The organism is Pseudomonas sp. (genome assembly GCF_048265905.1).
Taxonomy (GTDB): domain Bacteria; phylum Pseudomonadota; class Gammaproteobacteria; order Pseudomonadales; family Pseudomonadaceae; genus Aquipseudomonas.
The window spans coordinates 136,443-161,797 of the sequence record NZ_JBLXAP010000010.1; the positions used below are offsets into that span (position 1 = coordinate 136,443).

The 25,355-nt window shown below is 52.4% G+C and carries 29 protein-coding genes and 2 pseudogenes; 11 read left to right on the forward strand and 20 right to left on the reverse strand.

Annotation, left to right across the window (positions count from 1 at the left end):
- Nucleotides 1-29 precede the first annotated feature (29 nt).
- From ACN0UH_RS14580 to queF, 4 genes are all read left to right on the forward strand, one after another.
- Nucleotides 30-218: a DUF1127 domain-containing protein gene (locus ACN0UH_RS14580; RefSeq protein WP_417662761.1), complete on the forward strand. Its 189-nt coding sequence runs from the start codon at nucleotides 30-32 to the stop codon at nucleotides 216-218.
- Nucleotides 219-321: 103 nt separating this feature from the next.
- Complete coding sequence (locus ACN0UH_RS14585) at nucleotides 322-1,548, forward strand: winged helix-turn-helix domain-containing protein (protein WP_417662731.1); 1,227 nt, start codon at nucleotides 322-324, stop codon at nucleotides 1,546-1,548.
- 84 nt (nucleotides 1,549-1,632) lie between these two features.
- Nucleotides 1,633-2,331 carry an orotidine-5'-phosphate decarboxylase gene (gene pyrF / locus ACN0UH_RS14590; protein ID WP_417662732.1) on the forward strand — a complete coding sequence of 233 codons (699 nt, stop codon included), beginning with the start codon at nucleotides 1,633-1,635 and terminating at the stop codon, nucleotides 2,329-2,331.
- Between the two features lie 27 nt (nucleotides 2,332-2,358).
- Nucleotides 2,359-3,189 carry an NADPH-dependent 7-cyano-7-deazaguanine reductase QueF gene (gene queF / locus ACN0UH_RS14595; protein ID WP_417662733.1) on the forward strand — a complete coding sequence of 277 codons (831 nt, stop codon included), beginning with the start codon at nucleotides 2,359-2,361 and terminating at the stop codon, nucleotides 3,187-3,189.
- A gap of 153 nt (nucleotides 3,190-3,342) precedes the next feature.
- On the opposite strand, the gene ACN0UH_RS14600 is transcribed toward queF, so the two are convergent.
- The 4 genes from ACN0UH_RS14600 to ACN0UH_RS14615 form a co-directional block, all read right to left on the reverse strand.
- Nucleotides 3,343-3,609 carry a DUF4404 family protein gene (locus ACN0UH_RS14600; protein WP_417662734.1) on the reverse strand — a complete coding sequence of 89 codons (267 nt, stop codon included), beginning with the start codon at nucleotides 3,607-3,609 and terminating at the stop codon, nucleotides 3,343-3,345.
- Nucleotides 3,610-3,919: 310 nt separating this feature from the next.
- The gene (locus ACN0UH_RS14605) at nucleotides 3,920-4,474 is read right to left on the reverse strand and encodes a phosphonate degradation HD-domain oxygenase (RefSeq protein WP_417662735.1); all 555 of its coding nucleotides are present in this window, start codon (nucleotides 4,472-4,474) and stop codon (nucleotides 3,920-3,922) included.
- A complete protein-coding gene (locus tag ACN0UH_RS14610) occupies nucleotides 4,471-5,097 on the reverse strand; it encodes an HAD family phosphatase (protein ID WP_417662736.1) in 627 nt (208 codons plus the stop codon). Before ACN0UH_RS14610 ends, ACN0UH_RS14605 begins: the two co-directional genes overlap by 4 nt.
- A gap of 96 nt (nucleotides 5,098-5,193) precedes the next feature.
- The gene (locus tag ACN0UH_RS14615) at nucleotides 5,194-5,610 is read right to left on the reverse strand and encodes an acyl-CoA thioesterase (protein WP_417662737.1); all 417 of its coding nucleotides are present in this window, start codon (nucleotides 5,608-5,610) and stop codon (nucleotides 5,194-5,196) included.
- Between the two features lie 105 nt (nucleotides 5,611-5,715).
- On the opposite strand from ACN0UH_RS14615, the gene ACN0UH_RS14620 reads away from it, so the two are divergent.
- Nucleotides 5,716-6,420: a VacJ family lipoprotein gene (locus ACN0UH_RS14620; RefSeq protein ID WP_417662738.1), complete on the forward strand. Its 705-nt coding sequence runs from the start codon at nucleotides 5,716-5,718 to the stop codon at nucleotides 6,418-6,420.
- A gap of 91 nt (nucleotides 6,421-6,511) precedes the next feature.
- Here the strand turns inward: ACN0UH_RS14620 and ACN0UH_RS14625 are convergent, their stop codons facing one another.
- On the reverse strand, nucleotides 6,512-6,811 hold the full coding sequence (locus tag ACN0UH_RS14625) for a PilZ domain-containing protein (RefSeq protein ID WP_417662739.1): 300 nt from the start codon (nucleotides 6,809-6,811) through the stop codon (nucleotides 6,512-6,514).
- A 213-nt stretch (nucleotides 6,812-7,024) separates the two neighbouring features.
- On the opposite strand from ACN0UH_RS14625, the gene rssB reads away from it, so the two are divergent.
- Both rssB and rssC read left to right on the forward strand, forming a co-directional pair.
- On the forward strand, nucleotides 7,025-8,188 hold the full coding sequence (gene rssB / locus ACN0UH_RS14630; protein ID WP_417662740.1) for a two-component system response regulator RssB: 1,164 nt from the start codon (nucleotides 7,025-7,027) through the stop codon (nucleotides 8,186-8,188).
- 8 nt (nucleotides 8,189-8,196) lie between these two features.
- Nucleotides 8,197-8,679 carry an anti-sigma factor antagonist RssC gene (rssC, locus tag ACN0UH_RS14635; protein WP_087519107.1) on the forward strand — a complete coding sequence of 161 codons (483 nt, stop codon included), beginning with the start codon at nucleotides 8,197-8,199 and terminating at the stop codon, nucleotides 8,677-8,679.
- 169 nt (nucleotides 8,680-8,848) lie between these two features.
- Here the strand turns inward: rssC and tal are convergent, their stop codons facing one another.
- From tal to ACN0UH_RS14665, 6 genes and pseudogenes are all read right to left on the reverse strand, one after another.
- Nucleotides 8,849-9,769: a transaldolase gene (gene tal, locus ACN0UH_RS14640; RefSeq protein ID WP_417662741.1), complete on the reverse strand. Its 921-nt coding sequence runs from the start codon at nucleotides 9,767-9,769 to the stop codon at nucleotides 8,849-8,851.
- 54 nt (nucleotides 9,770-9,823) lie between these two features.
- A complete protein-coding gene (gene dusA / locus ACN0UH_RS14645; protein WP_417662742.1) occupies nucleotides 9,824-10,822 on the reverse strand; it encodes a tRNA dihydrouridine(20/20a) synthase DusA in 999 nt (332 codons plus the stop codon).
- A gap of 250 nt (nucleotides 10,823-11,072) precedes the next feature.
- Nucleotides 11,073-11,441: a hypothetical protein gene (locus ACN0UH_RS14650; protein WP_417662743.1), complete on the reverse strand. Its 369-nt coding sequence runs from the start codon at nucleotides 11,439-11,441 to the stop codon at nucleotides 11,073-11,075.
- A pseudogene (locus tag ACN0UH_RS14655) lies at nucleotides 11,426-11,668 on the reverse strand (hypothetical protein); the annotation flags it as partial. The gene ACN0UH_RS14650 and the pseudogene ACN0UH_RS14655, both read right to left, overlap by 16 nt.
- A gap of 64 nt (nucleotides 11,669-11,732) precedes the next feature.
- Nucleotides 11,733-12,113: a hypothetical protein gene (locus ACN0UH_RS14660; protein WP_417662744.1), complete on the reverse strand. Its 381-nt coding sequence runs from the start codon at nucleotides 12,111-12,113 to the stop codon at nucleotides 11,733-11,735.
- Nucleotides 12,110-13,084 carry a hypothetical protein gene (locus ACN0UH_RS14665; RefSeq protein ID WP_417662745.1) on the reverse strand — a complete coding sequence of 325 codons (975 nt, stop codon included), beginning with the start codon at nucleotides 13,082-13,084 and terminating at the stop codon, nucleotides 12,110-12,112. Before ACN0UH_RS14665 ends, ACN0UH_RS14660 begins: the two co-directional genes overlap by 4 nt.
- Before the next feature lie 565 nt (nucleotides 13,085-13,649).
- On the opposite strand from ACN0UH_RS14665, the gene ACN0UH_RS14670 reads away from it, so the two are divergent.
- Nucleotides 13,650-14,453 carry a DNA adenine methylase gene (locus tag ACN0UH_RS14670; protein WP_417662746.1) on the forward strand — a complete coding sequence of 268 codons (804 nt, stop codon included), beginning with the start codon at nucleotides 13,650-13,652 and terminating at the stop codon, nucleotides 14,451-14,453.
- A 66-nt stretch (nucleotides 14,454-14,519) separates the two neighbouring features.
- Nucleotides 14,520-14,696, forward strand: coding sequence for a hypothetical protein (locus tag ACN0UH_RS14675; protein WP_417662747.1), 177 nt, complete (start codon nucleotides 14,520-14,522; stop codon nucleotides 14,694-14,696).
- A gap of 178 nt (nucleotides 14,697-14,874) precedes the next feature.
- Here ACN0UH_RS14675 and ACN0UH_RS14680 read toward each other — a convergent pair.
- A pseudogene (locus tag ACN0UH_RS14680) lies at nucleotides 14,875-14,994 on the reverse strand (hypothetical protein); the annotation flags it as partial.
- A 204-nt stretch (nucleotides 14,995-15,198) separates the two neighbouring features.
- Here ACN0UH_RS14680 and ACN0UH_RS14685 point away from each other — a divergent pair.
- On the forward strand, nucleotides 15,199-16,059 hold the full coding sequence (locus ACN0UH_RS14685; protein ID WP_417662748.1) for a LysR family transcriptional regulator: 861 nt from the start codon (nucleotides 15,199-15,201) through the stop codon (nucleotides 16,057-16,059).
- A 26-nt stretch (nucleotides 16,060-16,085) separates the two neighbouring features.
- On the opposite strand, the gene ACN0UH_RS14690 is transcribed toward ACN0UH_RS14685, so the two are convergent.
- The 6 genes from ACN0UH_RS14690 to ACN0UH_RS14715 form a co-directional block, all read right to left on the reverse strand.
- Nucleotides 16,086-17,228 carry an HPP family protein gene (locus tag ACN0UH_RS14690; protein ID WP_417662749.1) on the reverse strand — a complete coding sequence of 381 codons (1,143 nt, stop codon included), beginning with the start codon at nucleotides 17,226-17,228 and terminating at the stop codon, nucleotides 16,086-16,088.
- A 98-nt stretch (nucleotides 17,229-17,326) separates the two neighbouring features.
- The gene (locus ACN0UH_RS14695) at nucleotides 17,327-17,554 is read right to left on the reverse strand and encodes a hypothetical protein (RefSeq protein ID WP_417662750.1); all 228 of its coding nucleotides are present in this window, start codon (nucleotides 17,552-17,554) and stop codon (nucleotides 17,327-17,329) included.
- Nucleotides 17,555-17,564: 10 nt separating this feature from the next.
- Nucleotides 17,565-19,016: a cytochrome-c oxidase, cbb3-type subunit I gene (gene ccoN, locus ACN0UH_RS14700; protein WP_417662751.1), complete on the reverse strand. Its 1,452-nt coding sequence runs from the start codon at nucleotides 19,014-19,016 to the stop codon at nucleotides 17,565-17,567.
- 292 nt (nucleotides 19,017-19,308) lie between these two features.
- Nucleotides 19,309-19,935 carry an isochorismate family cysteine hydrolase YcaC gene (ycaC, locus tag ACN0UH_RS14705; RefSeq protein ID WP_417662752.1) on the reverse strand — a complete coding sequence of 209 codons (627 nt, stop codon included), beginning with the start codon at nucleotides 19,933-19,935 and terminating at the stop codon, nucleotides 19,309-19,311.
- Between the two features lie 54 nt (nucleotides 19,936-19,989).
- A complete protein-coding gene (locus ACN0UH_RS14710; RefSeq protein WP_417662753.1) occupies nucleotides 19,990-20,679 on the reverse strand; it encodes a hydrolase in 690 nt (229 codons plus the stop codon).
- A gap of 121 nt (nucleotides 20,680-20,800) precedes the next feature.
- Nucleotides 20,801-21,667, reverse strand: a complete 867-nt coding sequence (locus ACN0UH_RS14715; RefSeq protein ID WP_417662754.1) for a pirin family protein — start codon at nucleotides 21,665-21,667, stop codon at nucleotides 20,801-20,803.
- Between the two features lie 95 nt (nucleotides 21,668-21,762).
- On the opposite strand from ACN0UH_RS14715, the gene ACN0UH_RS14720 reads away from it, so the two are divergent.
- Nucleotides 21,763-22,671, forward strand: a complete 909-nt coding sequence (locus tag ACN0UH_RS14720; RefSeq protein ID WP_417662762.1) for a LysR substrate-binding domain-containing protein — start codon at nucleotides 21,763-21,765, stop codon at nucleotides 22,669-22,671.
- Between the two features lie 469 nt (nucleotides 22,672-23,140).
- Here the strand turns inward: ACN0UH_RS14720 and ACN0UH_RS14725 are convergent, their stop codons facing one another.
- On the reverse strand, nucleotides 23,141-25,165 hold the full coding sequence (locus ACN0UH_RS14725) for an alkyl/aryl-sulfatase (RefSeq protein ID WP_417662755.1): 2,025 nt from the start codon (nucleotides 25,163-25,165) through the stop codon (nucleotides 23,141-23,143).
- A partial coding sequence (locus tag ACN0UH_RS14730; RefSeq protein ID WP_417662756.1) for a hypothetical protein occupies nucleotides 25,131-25,355 on the reverse strand: 225 nt, incomplete at its 5' end. The genes ACN0UH_RS14725 and ACN0UH_RS14730, both read right to left, overlap by 35 nt.

Sequence of the window (25,355 nt, forward strand, 5' to 3'; positions counted from 1 at the left end):
CAATCGCAGGTGTATGGTCGGTAAAAGACATGTCAGTTCGCGCTTATGCGCGGCTGGTCTGGGCGCAAATCAAGCGCTGGAATCAACTGGCTAAAGAGCGTCATCAACTAGCTGCATTGGGTGATGCAGCGCTTAAAGATATTGGTTTGAGCCGTGCAGATGTCATGCAGGAAGTCGAGCGGCCATTCTGGGATGATCCGCTCAAGCACCGCTCTTGATGAGTGCCTCTAAACCTCAACAGGCGCAGTTGTTTAGACCTGCTGCGTCTGTTCAGTTGTGCTCCGCTCAGCTAGGGTAAAGCACTCAGTTGAGGAGAGCCGCATGCGCGAAACCCAATCGCTATCACTCAAGCAGGCCCGCCGACTGGTGTTGGCTGCCCAAGGTTTTAATGCACGACAACCGAAAGCGGTCAAGATCGCTCACCTCAATGCAACTATCGAACGGCTTGGTGTGGTGCAAATTGACTCGGTCAATGCGCTGGTGCGTTCGCATTACCTGCCGCTGTATTCACGTCTGGGACATTATTCGCCAGCGTTGCTTGAACGGGCGGCGTGGAGTTCCGGTCGTCAGCGAAAACTCTTCGAGTATTGGGGGCATGAGGCGTCCTTACTGCCTCTGTCGTTTTATCCACTAATGCGCTGGCGCATGCAGCGTGCCGAGCGCGGTGAAGGCATTTATAAGCAGTTAGCCAAATTCGGCCGGGAACAGCAGCCGTTGATTCGCTCAGTTTTGCAGTCAGTCAGGGAGCGCGGCGCACTGGGCGCTGGCAGCTTGGCTGCGGGTGATAAGTCGAAAGGCCCGTGGTGGGGCTGGAGCGATGAAAAACATGCGTTGGAATGGTTGTTTGCTGCGGGGCATGTAACGGTCGCCGGTCGCAATGGTTTCGAGCGTTTATATGACTTGCCGGAGCGGGTCTTGCCCGCCGCTGTGCTTAATCACGCAGAGATAGATGAGGCCACGGCGCAGCGCCAATTATTGATGCATTCAGCGCAAGCGCTCGGCGTTGCCAGTGAAGTTGATCTGCGCGACTACTTTCGTCTGGACCCGCGCGACAGTAAGGCGCGCATCAACGAATTGCTTGAGTCAGGCCAGTTGACCGAGATTGCCGTGCAAGGCTGGAACAAGCCCGGCTATCACCCGACAGCCAGCTTGAAAATTCCGCGTAAAGTGACAGCAAGTGCCTTGCTTTCGCCGTTTGATTCATTGGTTTGGCAGCGTCAACGTACCGAGCGCCTGTTTGATTTTCGTTACCGTCTGGAAATTTATACGCCGCAACACAAGCGCGTGTATGGCTATTACGTGCTGCCGTTTTTACACAATGAACAGTTGCTCGCACGGCTGGATTTGCGCGCCGAACGGGCCAAGGGTTGCTTGGCTTTGCACGCGCTGCACAGCGAGCCGGGTGGGCTGGATGACAGCGCCATTGCAGCCATGGCCGAGCAACTGCAGAACATGGCGGGATGGCTGGGTTTGTCGCATGTTGCGGTCAATTGCCAGCGACCTGAAGCGGCGCGTTTGCAAGCGCAGTTGCAGATTATTGCCGGGTAGCCCGTCGGCGTCCGATTAATCAGGCGGTAACTGGTTGTCGCTTCGGCTACAATGCGCGGCGAAATTGACCACGAGAGCCCGACCATGTCCGATTGCCAGACTCCAATCATCGTTGCTTTGGATTTCCCGACCCGTGATGCCGCGCTAGCCTTGGCTGATCAGCTCGATCCTAAGCTGTGCCGGGTCAAGGTCGGCAAGGAGCTGTTCACGCGCTGCGGCCCTGAAATCGTTTCTGTGCTGGGCAATAAAGGTTTTGAAGTTTTCCTCGACCTTAAATTCCACGACATTCCCAACACCACGGCCATGGCTGTCAAGGCGGCCGCTGAAATGGGTGTGTGGATGGTCAACGTGCATTGCTCTGGCGGCTTGCGCATGATGAGTGCTTGCCGCGAAACCCTCGACAGCCTGAGCGGGGCCAAGCCATTGCTGATTGGTGTGACCGTGCTGACCAGCATGGAGCAGCAGGATCTGGCGGGCATCGGTCTTGATGTTGCGCCGCAGGAACAGGTGCTGCGTCTTGCCGGTCTGGCGCAACAGGCAGGTATGGATGGTCTGGTGTGTTCGGCACAAGAAGCGCAAATCCTCAAGCAGCGTTTTGCCCAGTTGCAACTGGTCACTCCAGGGATTCGTCCAGCGGGCAGCGCTCAGGATGACCAGCGCCGTATCCTGACGCCAAGCCAGGCAATGGCGGCTGGTTCAGACTATCTGGTAATCGGTCGCCCAATCAGCCAGGCAGCCAATCCCGCGCAGGCGTTAATTGACGTTGTTGCCGAACTGTCTTAACCGCTGCATGTTTCACAGGTAATCAATATGCATCCTGCTGCTGAAGATTCGCCGCTGGGTAAGTCCAGCGAATACATCGCCACTTACACGCCGTCGTTGCTGTTTCCAATCCCGCGCGCACCTAAGTGGGCCGAGCTGGGCCTGAGCGCCGAAACCTTGCCTTATCAGGGTGTGGATTTCTGGAACTGTTTCGAGCTGTCCTGGCTACTGCCTTCGGGTAAGCCGGTGGTGGCCATTGCTGAGTTTGCAATCCCTGCCGACTCGCCGAACATCATCGAGTCGAAGTCATTCAAGCTGTACCTCAACTCGCTGAATCAGAGCGTCTTTGCCAGCACTGCTGAGCTGGTTGAGGTGATGAGCAAGGACTTGTCTGCGGCTGCTGGCAAGCCGGTTTTAGTCAAGGTGCGCAGCCTTGAAGATGTGGCCGCCGATGGCGTCGCGTCACTGCCGGGTTTGTGTATTGATGATGCCGAAATCAGCATCAGCAATTATGAGCAGCCACAACCGGAGTTGCTGCGTTGCGATACGCAGCGCGTGGTCAGTGAAACCCTGTACAGTCATTTGCTCAAGTCCAATTGCCCGGTAACTGGACAGCCGGATTGGGGGACGGTGGTCATCGAATATCATGGCCCGGCGTTGGATCAAGGCAGTTTACTGGCGTATTTGGTGAGTTTCCGCCAGCACGCCGACTTCCATGAACAGTGTGTCGAGCGGATCTTTCTCGATATCCAGCGTTTGCTCAAGCCGGGCTCATTAACGGTATACGCACGTTATGTGCGCCGTGGCGGCTTGGATATCAATCCGTATCGCAGCACCGGGCCGATTAATCCAGAGAATCGGCGGCTGGTTCGTCAGTAAGCAAAAAGCCCAGCAAATGCTGGGCTTTTTGGGGCTAGCGAGGCACTTCGCTAGCATGACGCCTTTTTACCCACCATTAACGCTGCAAATATTCGGATAATTTGCCGGGTTGTGGTGGACAAGCTTCGTGTTGTCACACCCCACAGGGATCTATTAGATCCCCATATTGGCCAAGCTCTGCACAATATTACGCAGGGTGCCGGCCAATGTTGGGTGGCTGACTTCAAAACGCTCAACTGCCAGGTTGACACCGTCAACAAGGGTCGCATCCGGCGCGGCTGCAGCTTCGCGCGCCAGTTGCAGTTCGATCTCTTGAGACAGAACGTAGAGTTCCGCGCGCTCATCCTCGCTTAGAGGTGAGTCTTGGGACAGCTGCTCACGCAGTTCATCGAGTTGCTGCTGCAAACGGCTAGCAGGCATATGGCGCTCCCTTTTCAAATAGATAAGGAACCTCTGAAAAACTACTGCGCTCGATATTACTGCGTTAAAAAACTGCTCAAAATGCTCATTTACAACACGTAAACTCCGCTTTTTCGCAGTTTTTTGCCTTGTCCTACCGTCGCTCGCTACCTTTTTCAGAGGCTCCATAAAACAATAGACCTTTGGCGGCTGCGAAAGATCCTTGCCTATATCATCAGGATAATCCACCTGCAGGTGCTTTGCTTGTTTAGGATCAAGCTTTGACACAATTTAGCCAGGGGCTAACAGCCAACGCAGGACAGTTGTGGCTTCAGTTGGCTGCGAGTAAGGCTTTTTCAATATGGGGGTAAAAATATTCAAGGCTTGGGGTTTTCATTTGTGGGTCTTTGCCCAAATCATCCAAGCGCCGCAGGGTGAGTGCATCTTGCGCGTAGGGCGCGCGTAGAAACGCCTCTATTTCACGGTCATTAAAAGGCCCGCCTTGCAGTTGCAAGCTATGGCGCGACGCGTCTGACAAGCCTGCGTGGTACAGCGGGTCCACCGCGCATAAATAGCGCTTGGCGGCGACATGCAGGCGAATGGGTTGCCAGACTGAGTCGGCAAACAGCGTACGCAGTAACTCGGCTCCGCGTTCTTCATGGCGCATGTCTTCGCTCAAACCACGTTCAGGGTCATCGAGTAAGTGGCCGATATCATGCAGTAACGCGGCGACAACCAAGCTATTACGACAGCCTGAACGCTCGGCGAAAGTTGCACACTGCAGCGCATGCTGGGTCTGGCTAATGTCTTCGCCATAAGGCAGGTTGCCACGATTGCCGAACAGGGCGCTGAGCTGCTTAGTAAATTGCGTCAGGCTCAGGGTCATGGCCTTTCTCCCTTGAGTCGACGCAGGTTGAGATCACTCAAGCAAGGGCCCAGCTCTGTTAGTTGATCGGTCACGGCATGCACGCCGAGCCGATAAAGCGCCAGTGTTGCCTGGGCGCGCAAACGCTCACGCTCTGCGGCTTCAAGCGCTTGCCAGTCGCTCAGGGTTTTGCCACAAAGTTGCCCGCAGGCCGCCAAGCCAATGGTCCATAAGCCCGCATTAAGGCCCGCCTGGAGCAAGCGCGGTTCGCTACTCACCAGCACACAACCGTCGAGTTGGCTGACATTCAGCTCCATCAATGCTTGCCAGCAGGCATCGGGTGCCGGCCAGGAGCGGGCAGGGCGATTGCTGGCTTTGATCCACTCGGGCAGTTTGCTGCTCAGTTGCGTGCAGGCTTGCTCGGGTAATTCATCAAGCCAAGCGCAGGGGACTTTGTGCTGGTGCAGGTCATTGAGCAGTTCATGCGCGCCGGGTGCTAATTCGGAATGACTGGCCAATTTAGCTTCTGCGGCCATGCCTGAGCTGAGACTGGAGGGCTGTGCACGGGCACCAAAATCGACCAAGCAACCACTTAGTCCAAATAATACCGCTGTGAATTGAGGAGAAGTGGCTGGCGCGTTCATTCCGTCATCCTTGAAATGGTCTAGTCCAGATACTAAACAGTCAAGGTGACGGGTGGATGAATGGCATGTGACAGAATTAAGTCACCGCGTCGACGCTCAATATGGTGGGGTGAGTTGACGACGCAGATGCTCGGGAAGCGGCACTGATTCAGTGCTTGCGTGATCAACCCAGACCAACTTGCAATGACCTTCGCCGTAGGTTGTATCAGGGGATTCAACGGTGGATAGGCGATGCTCAAGCACCAAGCTGCTACGGCCGATGGCGCCTAAAAATAGCTCGACCTTGACTGTGGCAGGGTGGGTGACCGGTTTCAGGTAGGTGTGTAGCGTCTGCAATACCACAGGAGCAATTGCGCTGCTGTTGAGGCTGATCCCGGCACATTCGAACCAGGCGACCCGAGCTTCTTCGAGGTATTGTAAATAGAGAGTGTTATTGACGTGGCCGTAACTGTCCATATCGCCCCAGCGAACCGGGATCAATGCAGTGTGAAGTACTTGCTTGTTTTCAGCCATCTGGAAAGGTCACTATGCTGCAACGGGTGGGTGATAAGCATTATACTGCGCGACTTTATAAGGCAGGCTCCGACACCGGCGCTTAATTTTCAAGGAGATTGATTAATGCGAGACACCAGAAATAGCTGGTTGGAGCGCCTGAGTGTATGGGCTGCCTGCGCAAGCGTTGCACTGCTTTCAGGTGCAGTGCAAGCCTCGGAAGAGGATGACCCGTGGATTGGTTATAACCGGGTCATGTTCAACATCAATGACACCGTTGATACCTACACCCTGAAGCCATTAGCAAAAGGCTATCAGGCGGTTACGCCGCAGTTTTTAGAAGATGGTGTGCATAACTTTTTCAACAACATCGGCGAAGTTGGCAACTTGGCCAACAACCTGTTGCAAGGCAAGGTTTACGACGCGGGGATCGATACCAGTCGTTTTATCTTCAATACCACGCTCGGTTTGCTTGGCTTTGTTGATGTAGCCACGCGCATGGGCTTGCAGCGTAACGACGAAGATGTCGGCCAAACCTTGGCGGTCTGGGGCATTGGCAGCGGACCTTATCTGGTGCTGCCACTATTTGGCCCGAGTACTGTGCGCGACGCTGTAGCTCGCGTGCCTGATGGCTTGCTGGCAACCGGGTTGTTCATCGACCACGTGCCTACGCGTAACGTGGTGTATGGCGTTAACTTGGTCGATACGCGGGCTAGCCTGTTCCCGGCTGAACGTTTGATTGTTGGCGATCGCTATATTTTTGTACGTAATGCTTATTTGCAGAATCGCGAGTTCAAAATCAAAGACGGTGTGGTTGAAGACGACTTTTAACGCCTGATGGCCGATAGAATCGGCTCAATAAAAAGGCGCCTTGCAGGGCGCCTTTTGCATTTTTACGTTTTGAAAATATTTTAAAGGTTCATCAACGCATCGATAGTACGTTCACGCCGATGATTTGTTTGTCGCTGTCGCCACTGTTGACGCGGACAACTTCGGCCTCAGCCGTCAGGCCTTTTAGTTGTGGATGCTCGGATTCGATACTGATTCTGACCTTGTCGCCGACCTGCAAACTGCAAGCGGCTTCCAGCTGCATTCCCGTGGCAGAGAGGTCGCGGCAGAGCGCTGGGATAGCCTGGCCAGCATGGTGCAGCGTGGCTGGGGTTTCCACCTGCATACGAATGTATTCGCGTTTTTCACTGTATTCGTGATTGCTTTGGCTCATGCGGACTATCCTCTTGTCATTGGGACTTGTTCTCAGAGTTTATAGCTCCCCTATGTTTAGGGTGTAAAGAAGCTTCTTGCCAGTCAGGGGTGCTTGAATCGAGGTGCGGATGGGAGTACCGTCTGCGCCTTAATCCGAACCGAGTGCGCGCCTGCCGGTCTTGGCCTGACGTATACGTCAAACCAACCGCGACGCAGTTTGCCTGGATACCCCATGCAGAAAACCAGTGCCACACTGCTGATCATTGATGACGACCAAGTAGTCCGCGCCAGTCTTGCGGCTTATCTGGAAGATAGCGGCTTTATCGTCTTGCAAGCTTCAAATGGATTGCAGGGCTTGGAAGTTTTTGAGCAGAAAAACCCAGACTTGGTGATTTGCGATCTGCGCATGCCCCAAGTTGACGGTTTGGAGCTGATTCGCCGCATTAACGCTCTGGGTTCCGAGACGCCAATTATTGTGGTTTCCGGTGCTGGCGTGATGACCGACGTGGTCGAGGCTTTACGCCTCGGCGCTGCTGATTACCTGATTAAGCCCCTTGAAGACCTCGCAGTGCTTGAGCATTCGATCAACCGCGCGCTTGATCGCGTTAGGCTGCGTCTGGAAAACAAGCATTACGCCGAGCAGCTTGAAGCCAGTTTGCACCTGTTGCAAGAAGACCAGAATGCCGGTCGCCAAGTGCAGATGAATATGCTGCCTGAAACACCGTGGGAGATAAATGGTGTGCATTTCGCGCATCAGATAATCCCTTCGCTGTACTTGTCAGGTGACTTTGTTGATTACTTTCGCGTAGATGACCGACGAATTGCCTTTTATCTGGCGGATGTTTCCGGGCATGGCGCCTCATCGGCTTTCGTCACCGTGCTGCTCAAGTTTATGACCACGCGCCTGCTCTATGAATCGAAACGGGCCGGGCGCCTGCCTGAGTTCAAGCCATCCGAGGTGCTTGGGCATATCAACCGTGGCTTGATCAACTGCAAGCTGGGCAAGCATGTGACCATGCTTGGCGGGGTCATTGATGAAGAAACCGATACCTTGATTTACAGCATTGGCGGGCACCTGCCGCTGCCAGTGATGTTTAGCGAAGGTAAGGCCAATTACATCGAAGGTCGCGGTCTGCCTGTTGGTTTGTTCGAAGAGGCGGAGTACAGTGATCAAACTATGCAACTGCCGAAAAGCTTTAGTCTGACGTTGTTGTCCGACGGTATTCTCGACTTGTTGCCAGGCGACACCCTGAAAGACAAAGAAACGGTGCTTCCGCAGTTGGTTACAGAGGCGGGCGGCACGCTTGAAGGTCTGCGGGACGTGTTAGGACTGGCCAACTTGGCGGAGATGCCGGATGATATTGCATTGCTTGTGTTAAGCAGGAATCTTGCATGAACCCTGGGATAGGCCCTGGCCGCATCCAATTTGCAGAGCAGGACGGAACATTCGTCCTTAAGTTCATAGGTGAAGTACGCTTGACCCTGTGTTCAGCGCTCGACTACACGATCGAGAAAATCTTCACTTCAATGAATTTCTCCGCGATCGTTATTGACCTCACCGAGACGCGCAGCATCGACAGCACCACCTTGGGTTTGCTGGCGAAGCTGTCTATTTTGTCGCGGCAAAAAATCGGTTTGCTGCCGACTGTGGTCACGACTCACCCAGATATCACCCGGCTTTTACAGTCGATGGGTTTTGATCAGGTGTTTAATATTGTCGACCGCCCGATTCCCTGTCCTGAAGCCTTGGATGATCTACCTTCGCAAGACCAGACCGAAGAGGTGGTAAAAGCCAAAGTGCTTGAAGCCCACCGGATTCTTATGGGCTTGAACGACTCCAACCGCGAAGCCTTCCATGATCTGGTCAACGCGCTAGAACACAGCTAGCCGAACTCGCATACAAAAAAACGGGGCATTGATTAATTCATTGCCCCGTTTTTTATTCAGTTGTTTCATACGTAGGGCGGAAGACGCTTCATCCTTCCACCATTGGCCGTCACGTCCAGATGCTTGGTGGACAAGCTTCGCGTTGTCGCACCCTACGGAGTGGTCTCGGCTAGTTGCTCAGTAGCTGCTCCAGTTTCTGCTGGTCTTTGGCAAACTGACGAATACCTTCGGCCAGCTTTTCAGTGGCCATTGGATCTTCGTTCATTGCCCAGCGGAACTGTGCTTCATTCAGCGTTTGCTTGGCTTCGCTCGCCGCGCCAGGGCTCAGCTTGCGCTCAAGATTGCCTTGGTCGTCTGCCAACTGCTGCAGCAACTCTGGGCTGATGGTTAAGCGATCGCAGCCTGCCAACTGCTCGATCTGGCCAAGATTCCGGAAGCTGGCGCCCATGACCACAGTGTTGTAGCCATTGGCTTTGTAGTAGTTGTAGATGCGTGTGACCGATTGCACGCCGGGATCCGCCATGCCAACAAAATCGCAGCCTTCGGCTTTTTTATACCAATCGTAAATACGCCCCACGAATGGCGAGATCAAGAATACACCCGCATCCGCGCACGCCTGGGCTTGAGCAAAAGAGAAGAGGAGGGTCAGGTTGGTTTGCACGCCTGCTTTCTCAAGCTGCTCGGCGGCCTGAATGCCTTCCCACGTGGATGCGATCTTGATCAGGATGCGCTCGCGACCAATCCCTGCTTGCTCGTACAACTCTACAAGGCGCTCAGCGCGGCGCAGCGTTGCATCGGTATCAAAAGATAGGCGTGCATCAACTTCGGTCGAAATACGCCCCGGAATGATTTTCAGAATCTCTTGGCCAACGGCGACCCCAAAACGGTCACAGGCAAGGTTCAAGTCGCCATTACAGCCCTCAACTGAGTTTTTCAGCAACTCAGCGTAGCGCGGCATAGCCGCAGCCTTAAGCAGCAGCGAAGGATTGGTGGTGGCATCGACCGGTTTTATGCGGGCAATAGCATCTAAATCGCCAGTATCAGCGACAACGGTAGTGAACTGCTTAAGTTGATCCAGCTTGCTAGTCATGACGAAACCTTGTCGTTGCGGATCCCATGACATTACCCGAGGGCGAATCCGGGCTCAATGTCCTTCGAGCAATTGAGCGGCCTGATCGAACAGCTCCATCGGGTCACTGGCCTTGTGAATATCCACCGAGAGCAATTGGCGAAACCGCCTTGCGCCCTTGAAACCTTGAGCCAGACCCAGCATGTGACGCGTGACGTGGTGCATGGCCGCGCGCTCTTCCTGTAAATGCCGGGCAATATAATCACGCATGCTCAACATGGCTTCATAGCGACTAATCATCGGTTTATCGCAGCCAAACAGGGCCTGATCAACTTGGGCTAGCAGGTACGGGTTGTGGTACGCCTCGCGACCAAGCATCACGCCGTCGAAACTTTCGAGATGGGTTGTGCAGTCCTCGAGCGTCTTGATGCCGCCATTGAGGATCAACTCAAGATCAGGAAAGTCCTTCTTCAACTGCGCCGCTACGTCATAACGCAAAGGCGGCACTTCGCGGTTCTCCTTCGGCGACAGGCCCGAAAGAATCGCAATGCGCGCGTGCACGGTGAAACTCTTGCAGCCAGCATCGCGAACCGTGCCAACGAAGTCACACAACTCCGCATAGCTGTCGCGACCATCAATACCGATGCGGTGTTTGACCGTGACCGGGATATCAACTGCATCAATCATCGCTTTGACGCAATCAGCCACCAACTGCGGATGAGCCATAAGGCATGCGCCAATCATATTGTTCTGCACGCGATCACTCGGGCAGCCGACATTGAGGTTCACCTCGTCATAGCCCGCCGCCTCAGCCAGCTTGGCGCACGCGGCTAAATCAGCAGGCGAACTGCCACCCAGTTGCAGCGCAAGCGGATATTCAGCCACGTCATGGCGCAAAAAACGCTGCGTATCACCATGCAACAGCGCCCCGGTTGTCACCATCTCGGTGTACAGCAGGGCATTGCGTGAAAGCTGACGCAGAAAGAATCGGCAATGACGATCCGTCCAATCCATCATCGGCGCAACGCTGAAGCGGCGGGATAGAGGTTGTGCTGGAGCTATTTGTAGGGGCATTGGGACATCTGGTTCGGCGAGGCGATGGGGCTAGTTTATCAGGAACGGAGTGCAGTTGATGACGGTATAAACCTCGAGAATTGGTTGTATGGGGAATCCCCTCATTTTAGTGCTCGCCAGCAGTAGAGGTTAGGTCGCTAGGGCCGGTCAAGCTGGCGATCTTAGCCGCGTGGCGGTAGGCAATAACGGTTCAAGCGCTTTATTCTGTTTGGTAAGGCCCATGTAGCCTCCTTATGACTTCTACCAATGCTTATTTTTTGGAGTCATAATTTTTCATGATTTCTTTCCATATATAGCCATAGCTATAGCGAAGCCATGCAACTTTTAGCTTGTCAAAGGCTCGGCGTATCAAACTAGATTCTCGGGCCTTGAGTTCGTTTTCTATTTCATTTAATAGCCAGTCGTCATTGAAGCCAGTCCATATAGGAGGGACTGGTGTTTCAAGGTTGCTGAAGCATACAGGAGCGACTTCTGAATACAGAATTTCTTCCACGATTTTTAAGTCATAGCCGCGAATGCGTTCTGCGATATGAGCGTAGTCGACGACGCTATCTACAAAAGTTTCAGCCAGTGCTATCTGGATACTCGCTTTCTCTTGCGGAGTCAGAATATGTCCCAATGCGAAAGCTCCTCCAGTTCATCATCGAAAGTATCGGCGATCACTCCGCCAGCTACACCTCCCGCAGCGCTTCCGATCAGTATGACGGCTATGGCGCATGCAGGAGCTGCGGGGCCACAAATAACAGAAACGCCTAGTCCGGCCAGAAACCCTCCTGCGGCACCAGCGCCTAAGATAGTCGCTTGACGGGCGCTCTCTTTGACCTTGTTGTCTGCTTCAAGAATTTCGGAGTAATAGGGGGACAGACCACGGTTTTGCTAAATTTCGATTCAAACGTGGTCTGTCCCCCTATTACTGGCTATTGATGACGCAAATAATTGCAGCCCAAGCGAAAGTCCCTGCAACCATTATCAATAATGTATAGAGCTTGCGTTTAAGGCTAGGGTCGAATTTGTCGGCTTCTGATTTATCTAGGTATCCCTTTTGGCTGAGGTACTTAGCACTAAGTAATGTGCCGCCGATCATACATAGCAATAGATAGCGGCTAGCTCCCCCTTTGCTATGCAGTGCCCAAGTCTTAATTTGTTGACTTGATTGTAATGCATGGATCATTTGATCTAGGTGCCTACTTGCAAGGATTTGGCTATAAACAAAAGAAACTATGCCCAGTGGCACAAACCCTCCGATCAGAATCAGCTCCAAAATAGGGGAGGCAGAATCAAGTGCAGTCATTCTGGAGCCATTTCATATATATGTTCACCTAAGTATTCGCCAGCTCCCGAGCCGACTCCTGTGCCTATAAAACTGCCTGCTCCTATAAGAACTGCGGCGCATACTACCCCGCCAACACCCGTGAAACTCAAGGCCGCACAAGCTGTAGCTGCCCCGGCAGAAGCAATACCACCCGCTGCTCCGGCTACAATTACCGAACCCGCGAACTTGCTTCCCTCAACAACCTTAACTTTTTTGCACTCTGAGCTTTCTACCCCACTGCAAACCTCTTTCACCGCTAGTGTGGAAGAGATGGCTCCGGCCCCAATAGCAAGGTAGCCGCCATACTTCATGAACCTCGCATAGCGTGCGATGGGTTCGATATGGGTTGCATAGCCAGGGATTTGTCCTGGCGCACCTGCCTTGTCCCACTGATGAACTAGGCTTCGGCTTGAGATGCCTAGTGCCGATTTCAATTTTGGGTGATCCCCTAGGGTCGTTTGTGCACGCACTTTGGTCGAATTGAGTAAATGGCTATCGAGTTGACTAATTAATCTCTTCCGCTCAGCGAAAAACTCAGCTGACTTGAGGCCTCCGGTTTTACGGTAGGTCTCCTGATGAAGCGTTTCCATCGCTTTCAATGTTGATGTCATTCTGTCTAGATGTGATTGCATTACTGATGCGCTAACGCCTAACCAAGTTGATGTTTCTCCAGAGAAGCTTGCTATTTCATGGCGATGGCGGTACATGAAATCTGCATCGGTAGGAGATAACGGCTCAAGCGCTTTATTCACCGTCTCTGCGACCTGCATTAACTGCGCTTCAGAGTAAGTGCAGGAGGTATTTTTTGGATCGCTCAGTACGACAATGCTTGCAGCTTTAATCATCCCACCAAGCCCTGGATTCAAGGCGCTGAATTTGGCCATTGCAGCGGGAGGCATGTTGTCAAACAAGTCATCGTAAAGCTGTTTGGCTGTGACGCTCTTAGGCACGATATAGAACCCAGGTTCCTCGCCGCTGCTCTGGGCAGGAGTATGTGTTTCACGAGGGGCTGGGGTTGGTGGTGTCTGGACGCTGGGGGCTACTCGGGAGCGGGAAGCTACTGGGTTGGGGCGGGCAGGTTGTAGTACTGGTGGGTATACCAGGCGCTCGCCATTGAGGTCGGTAGTGACTTTATTTCCATTTGAACCAGCCATTATGTCTATTCCTTTAGATGGTGAGGCTCCGCTTTACCCTTAAGCTGTCAGAGCATTACTGCCAAGCATATATACAAACAAAGCCAAAAAACCATATCGATCCATAGAACTGGTTATTTGCCTCACGTTTTGAATATATCAGGCGAGCAATGTTGCAAATTTGCCTCTTCTGCCCCGTGTTTTTTGATCCTCTAAAGCTCTTCCATTCGTAAAAGAAGCGACCGGTCCAAGTGTTCGAGCACCTGAACCGGCCACTTAACCTGCAGCCATACCTGCAAGCCAAGCCAAGGCTTCTCACTCCGTGCACGAAGCGGGGGAGATCCTAGAACCTGTTTATTTATACAGTAAAGGTTTGCTATCTATGACTAACCCCATCGTTCCATGGCTGGGCGGCAAACGCCGTCTGGCAGACCGACTGATCCCGCTGTTTCCACCACATGAATGCTACGTCGAAGTTTTCGCTGGTGGGGCTGCGCTGTTCTTTCTGCGGCCACAGCCAGCCAAAACCGAGGTGCTGAATGATCTCAATGGCGACCTAGTGTGTTTGTACCGCGTGGTGCAGAGCCACCTGGAGGAGTTTGTGCGTCAATTTAAGTGGGCGCTATCGAGTCGGCAGATCTTCGAGTGGCAGAAAATCACCCGGCCAGAGACGCTGACCGATATCCAGCGTGCCGCCCGGTTCTTTTACCTGCAGCAGCATGCGTTCGGAGGCAAGGTCAGCGGGCAGTCATTCGGTACCGCCACCACTGGCCCGTCGATCAACTTGCTGCGTATAGAGGAAAACCTATCGGCGGCTTGGCAGCGCTTGGCCGGAACCTACGTTGAGAACCTGTCGTGGCTGGAGTGCGCTGAGCGCTACGACCGCCCGCATACCTTCCATTACATGGACCCGCCGTACTGGGAAACCGAAGGCTATGGCGTGGACTTCCCCTACGACCAGTACCTGCAGATGGCTGACTTCATGCGGCGCTGTAAAGGCAAAGTGATGGTCAGCATTAACGATCACCCTGATATCCGCAAAGCATTTGAAGGCTTTCACATGGAAAGCCTAGATATCCGCTATAGCTGCACAAACCAACGCCAAGGCGTGGCCGAAACCACGGGTGAACTGGTGATCACTAACTGGAAACCGGCTGAGCTGGGCGGGCTATTCGATGGCATCTGATTCGCTTGCTATGTGTCGGCACCAGAGCGTTACTGGTGTCAGCCAAATCAATAAAGGACAAGCACCATGAACCTCCACGAACACCTGCAGCCGCTCCCAACTGAACTGCTGATCGCCATGGCCAAAGGCGAAGTTGATACCCAAGCCATCGCCGCCAAACTTGTTGCTGAGCGGGGGCTTGATAAGGATAGGAAGTGGGTGGGGTTTGAGAAGGCTGCAGAGGTTTGGATGGCTAAGATGTAGAGCTATTGATCGTATAAGAGGCCCGGTGCTGCAGGGAATCCCCTGCGGCACCGGGCCTTTTTTTGTGCTTGGCAATCAATTTATGGCGGAGAATCTCGACTCAATAGGTCTTTTATTCGCTCTTCCTCCAGTAGCGTGAATCGGGCATGTAAGAGAGGAATAAATACGCGTTCGAAAGTAGTTCAGCTACGAAGACATCGACTACCCGCACCGGGTTAGTGTCCGTCACGTAATCATCCAAACTCTCGGGGAGCAAGGTAACTTGAGTCCGGCTTTCGCCTTGAATGAATCGCCGCACTGGCATCTCCTGCTGAGATGAAGACTGGTCAAATCATATCAAGATTGCTGCCTACGTTTTTACACACTCTGGGGCGGTAGTTGACTCAGTCACGATCGGCAGATATCGGCCAATAATCAACATACGTAGAGTGGTCAATTTTAGTCTCAGCTTTATCATCGGGTATCGTTACACTAGACACTCACACTTTGTGTAGCCCAGCCAATGGATATCGACCTCACCCGAACTTTTCTAGAAATCGCCCGGCAGGGGAGTTTCATTGCGGCGGCGGAACGCTTGCATTTGACGCAAACGGCGATCACCGCACGGGTTCAAAAGCTTGAAGCTCATCTCAACTGTAAGTTATTTATTCGCAACCGCGCGGGTGCCAAGTTAACAACTGATGGCGAGGCATTTGTGTTGTTTGCTACGCAAATGCAGGAAACCTGGGAGGCGGCGCAGCGTGAACTGCCGCTGCCTGATGGATTCCACCATGTGCTGCACCTTGGGGCGGAGGTCAGCTTGTGTAACCCGCTGATGTTGAAATGGATTAGTGCGCTACGTCGTCAGATTCCCAACCACGCCATCCGCTCTGAAATGGCCGACGGAACAACGCTATTGAGGCAGTTGGAGTTGGCCGTGCTCGATGCGGCGGTGGTCTTTCAGCCTGTCTACTGGCCTGGATTACAGGTTGAGCAGTTGTACGAAGAAAAGCTGGTAATGGTCCGCGCCGCTAATCCCGAGCCTTATGTCTATGTCGATTGGGGGGAAGGGTTTCGTCGCCAGCATGACAGCGCTTTGCCCGATAAAGCCAAGGCGTCAGTCAGCATTAACCTTGGCCCGCTGGCTTTGCAGCATATTCTTGAAAATGGCGGATCGGGTTATTTTCGTTCGCGCGTTGTCTCCAGTTACATCGAAAAGGGCTATCTGACGCGCGTGCCAAGGGCGCCTGAATTCAGCTACCCAACCTATTTGGTCTATTCGCGCGAGCGCGATTCGCAGATATTGCAGCAAGCGTTTAGCGCGCTACGTGAGGTGATTGCGGGTGATACTGATTGGTCGCAGCGCTGGGAGCCGTTAATCTGATTACAGCAGCGTGAAACGTGGTGAGCTCAGTTCAAGTGGCTGAGCAAATCACGGTGCAGGGCTGCGATTAGGTCGGTCTGCGTAATCACGCCGATCATTTTGCCCTGCTCAATCACCGGTAAGCAGTGCAGACCTCGGTCAGATAGTAACGGGATCAATTCAACCGCGTGGGCTTGACTGTTCACGCAGCTCACCGGGCTGCTCATGATATCGCCTAACAGAACTGCATTGCGTTTGCGCAAACCCGCCCAACGGTGCGTTTTAGTGCTGTGCAGGCTAGGTTCAACCAAATCGACCATACTAACGATGCCAATAAGCTGTTGTTTTTCATCGAGAATCGGCAGCGCTTTTAGGTGATACAACAGCAGCATGCGTAAACCTTCTTGTGCTGTTGTTTGCGGCTGCGCCCAGATCACATCGCGAGACATCACTTGAGCGGCTCGTATGTCGCCCATGCTGCGGCGTAAAGCATGTTTTTCTGTGCTGCGGATAATGGCTTCAAGGTCATCGCGGGTAACATCGACAAATTCACCGAGTTCTTCCAGTGCTTGATCTAAATCTTCGCTGTTAATACCCACGCGTGACTGTGGCGTAAGGTCATTGGTGTGATGAACACTGGTTGCCGGCGTCGCCGCGTGATGACGCGGGTAACGCACGCGGGTGAGGTTGTTGTAGATCAAAGCACAAGCGAGCAACGTACCACCGCTGACGACAACAGGTAACAATGCTTGAGCCCCCATTGCTGTGAGCTTGGGGTTAGCGAAAACCACGCACAACGTCAGTGCTCCGCCGGGTGGATGTAGGCAGCGGGCCATACACATCACTATTAGGCTCAGGCTGAGTGCGACGCTGGCACTGAGCAAGGTGTAGCCAAACAAGTGAGTGATGCACAGTGCGACCAGTGTGGCGACCAAATAGCTGCCAATAATTGACCAAGGTTGTGCCAGCGCGCCCGATGAGACAGCAAACAGCAACACCGCCGATGCGCCTATTGGGCCGACCAAGTGTCGAGCTGTTTGTGGATCAAACATGACGCTGCACAGCCAGCCACTCAATAACACTGCGGTTCCGGCACCCACTGCAGCGCGTAACCATTCCGTGGGACGTGTGTGTGTAGGGGCTGGCGCAAAGGTGTGCAGCCAGGCCGTAATCTGCTGAGTACGACTCATAGATAAGAGCACTTTAAAAAAGGCTCAGCCAATATGTTGGTGAGCCGTGAAAGTGCCTAGGGCACCGGGAGTACCATCCCTGGTATGGAAATATGGGGCTATGCGTCGAGGTAATTCGCAGGTGAATGGCTTGGATCTATCCCCGGGGTAAACGTCTTCTCGCAGTGCAAACCAGTCGCGAGTTCCACGCGGTTGGCTGCCTCTGGGTCATCAGCGAATGGCAACAAACTCGCCTGAGTAATGTCGTTGTGATCGCTAGCACGAAGGTTGTGATACAGGCCCCACAACGAGGCTGCGGTGGCGATAAAGATAATCGACAGATGCATGATTCGCTCCTTATACCGCAACAGGTTGTTGGTCTGGCTCGATGTTGAAGTTCTCCAGTGGTTCGCCAGCACGAACGGTCAACCATGTGTTGAAGGCCATTAACAGCATGCCGCTAGCAAAAATAGCGCCGCCAACCAAGCGCACCAGATAACCTGGATGGCTAGCCTGTAGTCCCTCAACAAACGAGTAAGTGAGCGTGCCATCGTTATTTACGGCTCGCCACATCAAGCCTTGGGTGATGCCGTTGACCCACATTGCGGCGAGGTAAAGTACCGTGCCGATAGTCGCCATCCAGAAGTGCACATTGATTAACTTGATGCTGTGCATCTGCGCGCGACCATAGAGTTTGGGCAACATGTGATAGAGCGCGCCGATGGATATCATCGCCACCCAACCAAGAGCGCCTGCATGCACATGGCCAATAGTCCAGTCGGTGTAATGAGAAAGCGAGTTGACAGTTTTAATCGCCATCATCGGTCCTTCAAATGTCGACATACCGTAGAACGCTAACGCGACCACCAAGAAGCGCAATATCGGGTCGGTGCGTAATTTATGCCACGCGCCAGAAAGCGTCATCATGCCGTTAATCATGCCGCCCCAGCTTGGCGCCAACAACACAATAGACATCGCCATACCAATTGACTGAGCCCAGTCCGGTAATGCCGTGTAGTGGAGGTGATGCGGACCCGCCCAGATATACAAAGTGATGATTGCCCAGAAGTGCACGATGGACAGTCGATAGGAGTAAATCGGCCGTTCAGCTTGTTTCGGTACAAAGTAATACATGATGCCGAGAAAGCCGACGGTGAGAATAAAGCCCACCACGCTATGCCCATACCACCACTGAATCATTGCATCGGTGGCGCCTGAGTAAATCGAGTAAGACTTAAACAAGCTCACCGGAATAGACAGATGGTTGATCACATGCACCATGCCGGTAACGATGATGAAGGCACCAAAGAACCAGTTGCCAACATAAATGTGCTTTACCTTTCTGCGTGCAATCGTGCCGAAGAACAAATATGCGTAAGCGACCCATATAACTGCCACCAAAAGCGCAATCGGCCATTCCATCTCGGCGTACTCTTTGGAGGTGGTAATACCAAGCGGGTAGCTGATTACTAGGGCTATGAGGCTGGCTTGCCAACCCCAAAAGACAAAGTTGGCGAGACCGTCGGAATTGATTCTGACCTTGCTGGTGCGCTGGACGATATACAAAGAGGTCGCGAACAACGCACTGCCGCCAAATGCAAAAATAACCAGGTTGGTGTGGATGGGCCGTAATCGACCGAAGGTTGTCCATTCCAAGCCAAAACTCAGCTGTGGCCAAACCAGTTGGGCGGCAATGAGTACGCCCATGAACATACCGATAATTCCCCAGAACAGTGTGGCTAAGGTGAAACGGCGGACAACCTCATAGTTGTAAGATTGATGGATTAAGGTGCTGCTTTGAGTCGTCATTTTATTGAGTCGCACGCAAAATGTTTTGAGGGCCTTGCTTTCATCTTTTTTAGTTGATGATCGATATTGCTCGAAGCCTAAAACGCTTTTTCAGGCTCCGTACAAGGGCTGGAAACATAGTTTGAATGTGCGGAAATTATTCATCCAATGAATAATAATGAACTATAAGTGCATTTATACTGATTTAAAGTGTTGTGTATTGAATCCAACATTTTTCAAAAGGCATACATGAAGGGAGGGGTTGAAGGTTGCTGCCGACCCCCAACCCCCAACCCCCAACGCCACCAAAGGTTTACTTGCTTGCGGTAAGTGTGCTGTAGCTAGTGATCAGATTCCGATAGTCTGGGATATGGTTAGAGAACAGGGTGCCTAAACCCTCAATATCGTTGCGCCAGTCGCGGTGTAGCTCGCAAGCCAAACCGAACCATGTCATCAACTGCGCGCCTGACACGGACATGCGGTTCCAGGCCGACTCACGGGTGATTTCATTGAAAGTGCCTGACGCATCTGTCACTACAAAAACGTCAAAACCTTCTTCAAGTGCAGAAAGAGCAGGGAAGGCCACGCAGACTTCGGTCACCACACCGGCAATGATCAGTTGTTTCTTGCCCGTAGCCTTTACTGCCTTCACGAAATCTTCGTTATCCCAGGCATTTATCTGGCCAGGACGGGCAATGTAGGGGGCATCGGGAAATAGCTCTTTAAGCTCTGGAACTAATGGGCCATTAGGCCCTGTTTCAAAGCTTGTAGTGAGAATTGTCGGCAACTGGAAGTATTTGGCCAGGTCTGCCAGTGCCAGCACATTATTCTTGAATTTGTCAGGATCCTGATCGCGAACCAGAGACAGCAGTCCGGCTTGGTGATCTACCAGAAGGACGGCAGCATTATTCTTGTCTAGACGCTTGTATTGAGTAGTCATGATGTTCTCCAAGTATTGATTAAGGCACTTCACAAACTATATTTGCAGTGCGTTCTAGCGTTGTGAATCCAAGACCTCACCGTCTTGTGCCACCTGTTGTGCTTTTTGGTAACTCTCAATCAACAGTTGATAGTGCGGAAATATATGGCTGTATGCCTCTGCCCACTGGGCAGCATCCGGCCGATTCCAGCTTTGCTGGATTTCTGAGCAGACAGAAGCTGTGTCCATCGGCACCACGCCAGCTTGAACGACTCGGGCCATGGTGATCTCTTGTGCCATTTTCGAATAGGTACCAGATGCATCGATTACTGCGAATACGCGGTAGCCGGCAGCGACTGCGCTAATGCTTGGAAATGCCATACATACGCTGGTGATAGTGCCTGCGATGATCAGTGTTTTTTTGCCTGTGCGCTCTACTGCAGCCACAAAGTCTGGGCTATCCCAGGCATTGATTTCGCCTTTGCGGGCTACATACTGGGCTTGCGGTGCGGCCTCATGAATTTCTGGTATGAGTGGTCCATTTGGACCTTGCGGAACTGAAGCTGTTGTAATCACTGGTATATTGGCCAGCGTCGCGACCTTGGCTAAGGTGATGGCATTGGCGCGAAGCTCGGTCATGGGCATGTCTTTAACGGTTTGGAACAAACCGCTTTGATGATCGATCAGGAGCAGTGCTGAATCATTGGGGTCGATTTTTGGAGTCGCTCCATCGAAGTTGGCGACCTGTGCAAAGGTGCTACTCATTTTCGTATCCTCTTTCCTAGGGTGTTGGCCATCCCGACCACACAAGCTCTTGCTTGCAAGCCCATAAGTCCTTTTATGGGTGTTATTCAGGCTAGCTCGCTCGCTAGCTTGGGTGAGACCTTTAGTCGTGAATCTGACCAAATTGGCCATTACGCAAGTCTTCGATGGCCTGTTGAATTTCTACCTCGGTATTCATAACGAAAGGACCGTAATTGACTACCGGTTCGTCGATAGGCTCGCCACTCAGAAGCAGCACCACCGCATCGCTATTGGCTTCCAGTAGCACTTCATCTCCGCTCCGCTCGAGTAAGACCAGCTCGCCTTCACGTGCAAGGTCTTCACCGTTTACTTGGATGGCTCCTCGGAGAATCACCAATGCGCTGTTTCGGCCTTCATGTAAACGCAAGCTCGTCGGTATAGCTGGCCTCAGACGAATATCCCAAACATCCATCGCCGTAAACGTCTGAGCAGGGCCGTGCTTGCCAGAATACTCACCGGCAATTAGTCGCAAATTTCCAGCTCCCTCCGGCAAGGGGAGAGTGGGAATATCGGCATTGAGCAATGTCTGGTAGTTAGGTGGTGCAAGTTTTTTGGCTGCAGGAAGGTTGACCCATAGCTGCACCATCTCCAGCGTACCTCCTTGGCGAGCAAAATCAGCGGAGTGGAACTCCTCATGCAATATTCCCGAGGCGGCTGTCATCCACTGCACATCACCCGGTCCAATTCGTCCGCCACTGCCGGTTGAGTCGCGATGCTCCAGCTCGCCTTGATAAACAATGGTCACTGTTTCGAAGCCGCGATGAGGATGTTGGCCAACACCACGTTGATGTGTGGCAGGGCTAAATTGATGGGGGCCGGCGTAATCAAGCAGCAAAAAAGGACTGATGTGCTGCCCTAGGGTTTGATAGGAAAACAGTGAGCGAACCGGGAATCCATCTCCTACCCAGTGCTGGCCAGGGTTGCTGTAGATACCGATGACTTTTTTCATGTTGTGTCTCCTTAAATGCATTGGAAACACGATAAAACTGCAACACAATGTCCGGTAGGCCTAATAAATAGCTTCAGCGTTCTATATGGAGAACACTGGTGGAAGACCTCAATGATATGTATTACTTCGCCCAGGTGGTGGAGCACGGTGGTTTCGCACCAGCTGGGAGAGCGTTAGATATTGCAAAGTCTAAGCTAAGTCGGCGGGTCGCCAATCTTGAGGAGCGATTAGGTGTGCGCTTGATACAGCGTTCAACTAGGCACTTTTCTGTCACAGAAATTGGTCAGGAATACTACCGTCACTGCATTGCAATGATGGTAGAAGCTGAAGCAGCTGCAGAGGTGATCGAACGTAATCGCTCAGAACCACAAGGATTGGTCACTTTAAGTTGTCCTATTGCCTTGTTGAACTTCTGGGTGGGGCCAATGTTGGTCAGTTTTATGTCGCGATATCCGTTAGTGGAAATACGGATCGAGAGTACGAATCGACAAGTCGATCTGATTCAAGAGGGCATTGATGTTGCGTTACGTGTGCGCTTTCCTCCGTTGGAAAGCAGCGAAATGGTTATGCGGGTTCTGGGCAATAGTCGTCAAGCAGTGGTCGGCAGCCCTGTCTTGCTTCATGGAAAGTCAGGGGCAGCATCTCCAGCAGATTTAGCAGGTTTGCCTAGCCTCCACTGGGGATCAACACAGCGTGAGTACGCTTGGGTATTGGAGGCAAAAGACGGATCTGTTGCCACAATCAAGCATAGGCCGAGGATGGTAACTGATGACTTAACCCTGCTGCGTCAGGCAGCACTTGAAGGCCTCGGGATTGTTCATCTGCCAGAGGTGGTGGTGCGTGATGATATTCAAAGCGGCAAGCTGATCAACCTCCTTCCGCAATGGGCTCCAACTACAGGAATCGTCCATGCTGTATTTCCGTCAAGACGAGGTTTGCTGCCGTCAGTCCGGGCGTTGATCGATCACCTAGCTAATGAATTTAGCAGAAGCAATATGAGCTGAGTGTCAATCTGCTTATCGCTGTCTTTATGGGCGAGAAAAAGTTGATTGGACAGATTCGCCCTTGCTTGAATTTTGCTACAGCAAAACAATTCGTGATTATAAGTTGCTGAAATTCATATGTATTTTTATTTAATCAGCTCGATCCAACATGGGCGCCACGCTGAAGCGACGTGATAGATCTGGGGTAGAGCCTGTAAACATGGTGACTTCTCTCACTTGAGGTTGCTGTTCTGGCGGGGAGTTAATGGGTAAATCGATACCGACAGAATGGCTGCTACCTGCAATATCAAAACACGGAACAGAGCGCGAGTTTATCAAGAATACTGTTGGGCTACGCTGTGGTTGTTAAGGGTCGTCGATCAAGAGCTGCGGGCGTGTTGTATCGAGTTAATTTTTTAACGCGGCCAAAAAAACAGGCCATCAGATAACTCCGATGGCCTGTCTTAAACCAATCGCCTCCGTTGAGACGTTATGGCGTCACAATGTTGAACCAGAAGTCGAAGTTATCCATGTAGCTCATTAGCTCTTCGAGCTTGCCTTTGTCACCTTCGATTTTGATGTCGCCTGAGCTTTCCGCATCTTTTAGCGTGGTCTGTTTTAGCATCACGTTATTAAGGGTTTCACGCGTTAAGGTGACGGTCGCGTCGGCGTTCTTAGCTTGCATGCCTTCGGTGTGGTTGAGCACACCGTTTACCATCTCGAGCGTGTACTTCTGTTTGAGATCGGTAAAGTCAAGGTTGAGAGTGATGTGCTTGTCGGCAACATCAGGCCCTTTCAAACGCATGGCCAGGAAGTCGAAGAACAAATCCAAGTCCATCGCCTTGACGGTGTCAGGACTTGCGGTATCGGGTGTCGGAAGTTGTTGCACGCCATTGCGAAGTTCCTGCGCACCTGTGAGGTAGAAGTTGCGCCATGGGCCGCTCTCAGCTTGATAACCCAGCTGTTCCAGCGCGTCGGCTTGCATATTTTTTGCCGCTTGATTGTTCGGTTCAGCAAAGACCACATGGTTGACTACCTCGGCTACCCAGCGGAAATCACCTTTGTCGTAATACTCCTTGGCTTTTTTCAGCACAGCGTCAGCACCACCCATCATTTCAACGTAACGCTTAGCCTTGTCTGCAGGTGGCAGCTCCCACAATGTGGCGGGGTTGCCAATGAACCAGCCAAGATACAGAACATAAGTGGCTTTGACGTTGTGATTCAGTGAGCCGTAGTAACCGCGGTTGGAGAATTTTGTAGCAATTTTCTTTGGCAGTTTCACCTGCTCCGCGATTTCGGTCATGGTGTAACCCTTGTTCGCTAGGCGAAGGGTTTCATCATTGATGTAGCGGTACATGTCGCGTTGTAGCGATAACTGCTCGCGCACTTCTTTGTTGCCCCACACCGGCCAGTGGTGCATGGCATACATCACTTGAACGTCATCACCCCAGAGTTTCAGTGCTTCGTTGAGGTACTTCGACCAAGCGAGTGGGTCACGGATCTTGGCGCCACGAAGCGAGTAGGTATTGTGCAGCGTATGCGTGGAGTCTTCTGCAGCGTTAAGGGCTTTCTTCTCCTTGATGTAGTAGAGCATCTCCGCCGGGGCTTCACTGCCAGGCGCATACATGAACTCGTAAGTGAGACCGTCGATTACGTGGGTTTCACCGGTTTCTTTGATGATGTCGGTTGGTGGAATCAGCGTTACTGTACCTGCCGATGTGGTGGTACCCAGACCAGCGCCTAATTGCCCTTTGGCGTCTGGCGGCAGCAGGTTACCGTACATATAGCTGGCCCGGCGGCTCATGGCAGTACCTGCCATAACGTTCTCGGCCACGGCGTGCTCAAGGAAACCTAACGGTGCGTAGATCTTAACCTTGCCGGCCTTAACATCTGCCTCATCGACAACACCGCGCACGCCGCCGTAGTGGTCAACGTGGCTGTGTGTGTAGATGACTGCAACCACAGGTTTTTTCGGCCGATGTTTGTAGTACAGGTCGAGCGCTGCCTTCGCTGTTTCTTGTGAAATCAGTGGGTCGAATATGGTGATGCCATCTTTGCCTTCGACGATGGTCATGTTCGACAAGTCATAGTTGCGGACTTGGTAAATGCCGTCGGTGACTTCAAACAGGCCAGAAATATTGATTAGTTGAGATTGGCGCCACAAGCTTGGGTTGGTCGTGTCCGGCGCGGCTTCACCTTCTTTAATAAAGCCATATTTGCTTGGGTCCCAGATCATATTGCCCTTTTCGCCTTTGATCGGTTCTGCAGGCAGGGGAGCAATAAAGCCTTTGTGCGCTAAGTCGAAGGAGGTCTTGTCGTCAAATGGCAGCTCTTTGAGCAAAGCATCGTTAGCGGCTTTGGTCGCATCCGTTGCGGGCTTAGCTGTTTCTGCAGCCCAGCTTTGACCAGATACTATGATGGATGCGGCAAGCAAAAACGAGGTGCTGAATTTCCATAGTTTGACTGGGGATGACCGGCCCTCATGCGTTGCGGTCGATAGAGCATTCAGTTTCATTACAAACTCCTTTTGGCTTGATCTGCTGGACCGTAATCACGGCAACTACCAGCAATTTTCTAGGATGTTGCGTAGTGAAAAATTGCAAAAAATCCAAGGCTCTATTGGGCAATATGACCCGTCCTGAATAAGGTTTACACCTTCTAGGTTCTTTTTCAGGAGAGTCCCATGACTGAAGGTGTACGACGAA

Excerpts from the sequence above, each read along its gene's own strand:
- ACN0UH_RS14580 (WP_417662761.1), top strand. The coding sequence starts at position 30 with ATGTCAGTTCGCGCTTATGCGCGGCTGGTCTGGGCGCAAATCAAGCGC.
- ACN0UH_RS14585 (WP_417662731.1), top strand. The coding sequence starts at position 322 with ATGCGCGAAACCCAATCGCTATCACTCAAGCAGGCCCGCCGACTGGTG.
- pyrF (WP_417662732.1), top strand. The coding sequence starts at position 1,633 with ATGTCCGATTGCCAGACTCCAATCATCGTTGCTTTGGATTTCCCGACC.
- queF (WP_417662733.1), top strand. The coding sequence starts at position 2,359 with ATGCATCCTGCTGCTGAAGATTCGCCGCTGGGTAAGTCCAGCGAATAC.
- ACN0UH_RS14600 (WP_417662734.1), bottom strand. The coding sequence starts at position 3,609 with ATGCCTGCTAGCCGTTTGCAGCAGCAACTCGATGAACTGCGTGAGCAG.
- ACN0UH_RS14605 (WP_417662735.1), bottom strand. The coding sequence starts at position 4,474 with ATGACCCTGAGCCTGACGCAATTTACTAAGCAGCTCAGCGCCCTGTTC.
- ACN0UH_RS14610 (WP_417662736.1), bottom strand. The coding sequence starts at position 5,097 with ATGAACGCGCCAGCCACTTCTCCTCAATTCACAGCGGTATTATTTGGA.
- ACN0UH_RS14615 (WP_417662737.1), bottom strand. The coding sequence starts at position 5,610 with ATGGCTGAAAACAAGCAAGTACTTCACACTGCATTGATCCCGGTTCGC.
- ACN0UH_RS14620 (WP_417662738.1), top strand. The coding sequence starts at position 5,716 with ATGCGAGACACCAGAAATAGCTGGTTGGAGCGCCTGAGTGTATGGGCT.
- ACN0UH_RS14625 (WP_417662739.1), bottom strand. The coding sequence starts at position 6,811 with ATGAGCCAAAGCAATCACGAATACAGTGAAAAACGCGAATACATTCGT.
- rssB (WP_417662740.1), top strand. The coding sequence starts at position 7,025 with ATGCAGAAAACCAGTGCCACACTGCTGATCATTGATGACGACCAAGTA.
- tal (WP_417662741.1), bottom strand. The coding sequence starts at position 9,769 with ATGACTAGCAAGCTGGATCAACTTAAGCAGTTCACTACCGTTGTCGCT.
- dusA (WP_417662742.1), bottom strand. The coding sequence starts at position 10,822 with ATGCCCCTACAAATAGCTCCAGCACAACCTCTATCCCGCCGCTTCAGC.
- ACN0UH_RS14660 (WP_417662744.1), bottom strand. The coding sequence starts at position 12,113 with ATGACTGCACTTGATTCTGCCTCCCCTATTTTGGAGCTGATTCTGATC.
- ACN0UH_RS14670 (WP_417662746.1), top strand. The coding sequence starts at position 13,650 with ATGACTAACCCCATCGTTCCATGGCTGGGCGGCAAACGCCGTCTGGCA.
- ACN0UH_RS14675 (WP_417662747.1), top strand. The coding sequence starts at position 14,520 with ATGAACCTCCACGAACACCTGCAGCCGCTCCCAACTGAACTGCTGATC.
- ACN0UH_RS14685 (WP_417662748.1), top strand. The coding sequence starts at position 15,199 with ATGGATATCGACCTCACCCGAACTTTTCTAGAAATCGCCCGGCAGGGG.
- ACN0UH_RS14690 (WP_417662749.1), bottom strand. The coding sequence starts at position 17,228 with ATGAGTCGTACTCAGCAGATTACGGCCTGGCTGCACACCTTTGCGCCA.
- ACN0UH_RS14695 (WP_417662750.1), bottom strand. The coding sequence starts at position 17,554 with ATGCATCTGTCGATTATCTTTATCGCCACCGCAGCCTCGTTGTGGGGC.
- ccoN (WP_417662751.1), bottom strand. The coding sequence starts at position 19,016 with ATGACGACTCAAAGCAGCACCTTAATCCATCAATCTTACAACTATGAG.
- ycaC (WP_417662752.1), bottom strand. The coding sequence starts at position 19,935 with ATGACTACTCAATACAAGCGTCTAGACAAGAATAATGCTGCCGTCCTT.
- ACN0UH_RS14710 (WP_417662753.1), bottom strand. The coding sequence starts at position 20,679 with ATGAGTAGCACCTTTGCACAGGTCGCCAACTTCGATGGAGCGACTCCA.
- ACN0UH_RS14715 (WP_417662754.1), bottom strand. The coding sequence starts at position 21,667 with ATGAAAAAAGTCATCGGTATCTACAGCAACCCTGGCCAGCACTGGGTA.
- ACN0UH_RS14725 (WP_417662755.1), bottom strand. The coding sequence starts at position 25,165 with ATGAAACTGAATGCTCTATCGACCGCAACGCATGAGGGCCGGTCATCC.